We start from the raw sequence: 2,620 nt of genomic DNA, 5'->3' as shown, positions 1-2,620 counted from the left end.
TAAATTATGGGAAAAGATCTTATATTGAAGGGTTTTTCTCAAGATTAAAGCAAATATTCGGATTTAGTTTTAGGAATAAATCTGAGATAAATCGAGAAAAAGAACTAAATGCTATTTGCTTAATAAATTCACTGATATTGGTATGGCTAAATTTGAGATAGTTACATGAATTTACCATAAATCACCATCTCATAAAGTGTGATGCAACAAAGCCATCCCAGTGTCAGCTACTCGGATGACAAAAAAAGGAGCACTGGGATGACAGGAGAGGGAGGCTACTTGGATGACATCATAGGGGCACTGGGATGACACCATTCTTTTTCCTGGATCCAAATAGTCAAGGCACTGGAATGACAAAAAAAGGAGGCACTGGAACGACAAAGTGTAGTGTCTGCTTCTGTCATCCTATGATAGCTAAAAAGACCTGGTCACGCGCTGGAATGACACCGAAGGGGCTACTGCCCTCTTGGATGGAGACCAGTGTCAGCTACTTAGATGATACCTTTTTTCTACTTAGTTTAGGTTATGCAGAAGTCTAATACAATTATAGAACAAGCTTAAAAATTCTGGTAAAGTAGTTTTATTTACAAAGAAAGAATATGCTACTTGAAATTGAAAAGCGCAGCATAACAAATGCATTGTGGAAGTTGCAAGAAGCAGATCAAAGGCAAATCTTAACTCTTACACAGAGATTTGAGTTACCAGAAATATTAGCAAGAATATTGGTTACTCGTGGTGTTAACATAGAAAATGCAAGCGACTTCTTATATCCACTAATCAGATCGCTATTACCAGATCCCTTTCACCTTCTTGATATGGATAAAGCTGTTTCTCGTATAATACGGGCAATAAAAAATGATGAAAACCTTGCAATATTTGGTGACTATGATGTTGATGGTGCAACGTCGTCAGCATTGATTAACAGGTACCTGAGAGCAATCGATATACACTCTATAATCTACATTCCAGATCGTGTTGATGAGGGTTATGGATTAAACACAGATGCTTTATTACAACTTAAAAAGAATGGAATTGATTTATGTATTTCCGTTGATTGTGGTACGCTTGCATATCAACCAATAGAAGATGCAAAGGCTTTTGGTCTTGATATTATAGTTGTTGACCATCACCTTGGTACGGAAAAATTACCAAGCGCCGTAGCAGTTGTGAATCCAAACCGCCTTGATGAGAGCTCTCCTTATAATAACCTAGCAGCAGTTGGAGTGTCATTTCTGCTAATTGTTGCTCTTAATAAAAGCCTACGTGAGCAAGGATTTTTTACCAACAAAAAAGAACCAGATTTATTTGATCTGTTGGATTTGGTTGCCCTGGGAACTGTCTGTGATGTTATGCAGATCACAGGCCTCAATAGAGCACTTGTCTCACAAGGATTAAAAGTTATGTCAACAAGAAAAAACGTTGGCTTGCGTGTTTTATTTGATGCTTTGGGAATCCTTGAAAAACCAAGTGTTTCTCGATTAGGGTTTAGTATTGGGCCATGCATAAATGCTGGAGGAAGAATTGGAGAAGCATCGCTTGGTGCAAGGTTGCTTTCCACCGATGATGATGAAGAGGCACATTCAATCGCGCTAAAATTAATAGATTTGAATAATGCAAGAAAAGTGTTAGAAAATGAGGCTCTCTTGGAAGCTACAGCACAAGAGGAAAAGTCTGCCCAATCAGGTGCGAATTTTATAATGGTAAGTGGCAATTGGCACCAGGGAATAATTGGTATAATTGCATCAAGGCTAAAGGAGCAGTTTCACTTGCCAACAGTAGTGATATCTTTAAATAATGGAATAGGAAAAGCAAGCTGTAGATCAATTTTGGGAGTTGATATCGGTGCTGCAGTCCTTTCCGCAAAGTTTATAAATTTGATTATTGAAGGTGGTGGCCATAGTATGGCGGCAGGATTTTCAATTAAAGAAGACAAAATAAATGATTTGTATGATTTTTTTACTGAAAGATTTTCAAACTCTATAGATGAGAAAACTTTAAAAGCTGATAGTATAGTAACTGCTAAAGCAATAAATTTGTCTTTATGGAATCAATTGCAACGCTTGGGACCATTTGGAGTTGGAAATCCTGAACCAAGGTTTATTATCCAAGGAGGAAAGATAAGAAAGCCTGAAGTTATAGGAGTTGACCATATAAAATGTTTTATTGCTGATGATAATGTTATGGTAAGAGCTATTGCATTTCGTTCTGCAAATACTCATCTTGGCTCTGCTATCATGCAGGGTAATGTTAAAGCTATTTTGGGTAAAATCTCTATGAATTACTGGAATGGCAATGAATTTGTACAATTTTTAATAGAAGATGTATTGACCATTAGTTGAGTGTATCTGTTCAGCAGAGTGGCAAAATAGGTAGACAAGATAAACCAAAAAATCAAGAAGAAGTGAGTGTGCACTTGTCCGTAAAGTCTTTCCATTTCTCCCATTTCTTCGATTATTCTCTTCACTTTCAGCTAATAAGTGATTTTCTATTTCACCTTCCAAACTTGCCTCCAGCAGCTTTTTTATAAGTGGTGTAAATGCTCCATCCCTTCCTGTTAATGGTCTGCCTTCCCTTATTGATGACAGTATATTTGCTTCCAGTTCTTTGTAATCTACCAAAC

The 2,620-nt window shown here is 37.1% G+C and carries 3 protein-coding genes and 2 pseudogenes; 3 read left to right on the top strand and 2 right to left on the bottom strand.

Annotated features, from left to right (window positions below):
• Window positions 1–161: pseudogene (locus tag OZD68_RS06755) on the top strand (IS5 family transposase); the annotation flags it as partial.
• Window positions 162–189: 28 nt separating this feature from the next.
• Here OZD68_RS06755 and OZD68_RS01760 read toward each other — a convergent pair.
• Window positions 190–333 carry a hypothetical protein gene (locus OZD68_RS01760; RefSeq protein ID WP_275008844.1) on the bottom strand — a complete coding sequence of 48 codons (144 nt, stop codon included), beginning with the start codon at window positions 331–333 and terminating at the stop codon, window positions 190–192.
• Window positions 334–350: 17 nt separating this feature from the next.
• Between OZD68_RS01760 and OZD68_RS01755 the strand changes: the two genes are divergently transcribed.
• Together OZD68_RS01755 and recJ are read left to right on the top strand one after the other, a co-directional pair.
• Window positions 351–539, top strand: coding sequence for a hypothetical protein (locus OZD68_RS01755; RefSeq protein ID WP_220468103.1), 189 nt, complete (start codon window positions 351–353; stop codon window positions 537–539).
• Between the two features lie 60 nt (window positions 540–599).
• On the top strand, window positions 600–2,339 hold the full coding sequence (gene recJ / locus OZD68_RS01750) for a single-stranded-DNA-specific exonuclease RecJ (RefSeq protein ID WP_182309234.1): 1,740 nt from the start codon (window positions 600–602) through the stop codon (window positions 2,337–2,339).
• A gap of 54 nt (window positions 2,340–2,393) precedes the next feature.
• Here the strand turns inward: recJ and OZD68_RS01745 are convergent.
• A pseudogene (locus OZD68_RS01745) lies at window positions 2,394–2,618 on the bottom strand (IS256 family transposase); the annotation flags it as partial.
• Window positions 2,619–2,620 lie beyond the last annotated feature (2 nt).

It is taken from the genome of Wolbachia endosymbiont of Drosophila bicornuta (genome assembly GCF_028982105.1).
Classification (GTDB): domain Bacteria; phylum Pseudomonadota; class Alphaproteobacteria; order Rickettsiales; family Anaplasmataceae; genus Wolbachia; species Wolbachia pipientis.
This window is presented reverse-complemented; position numbering and strand designations above follow the sequence as displayed.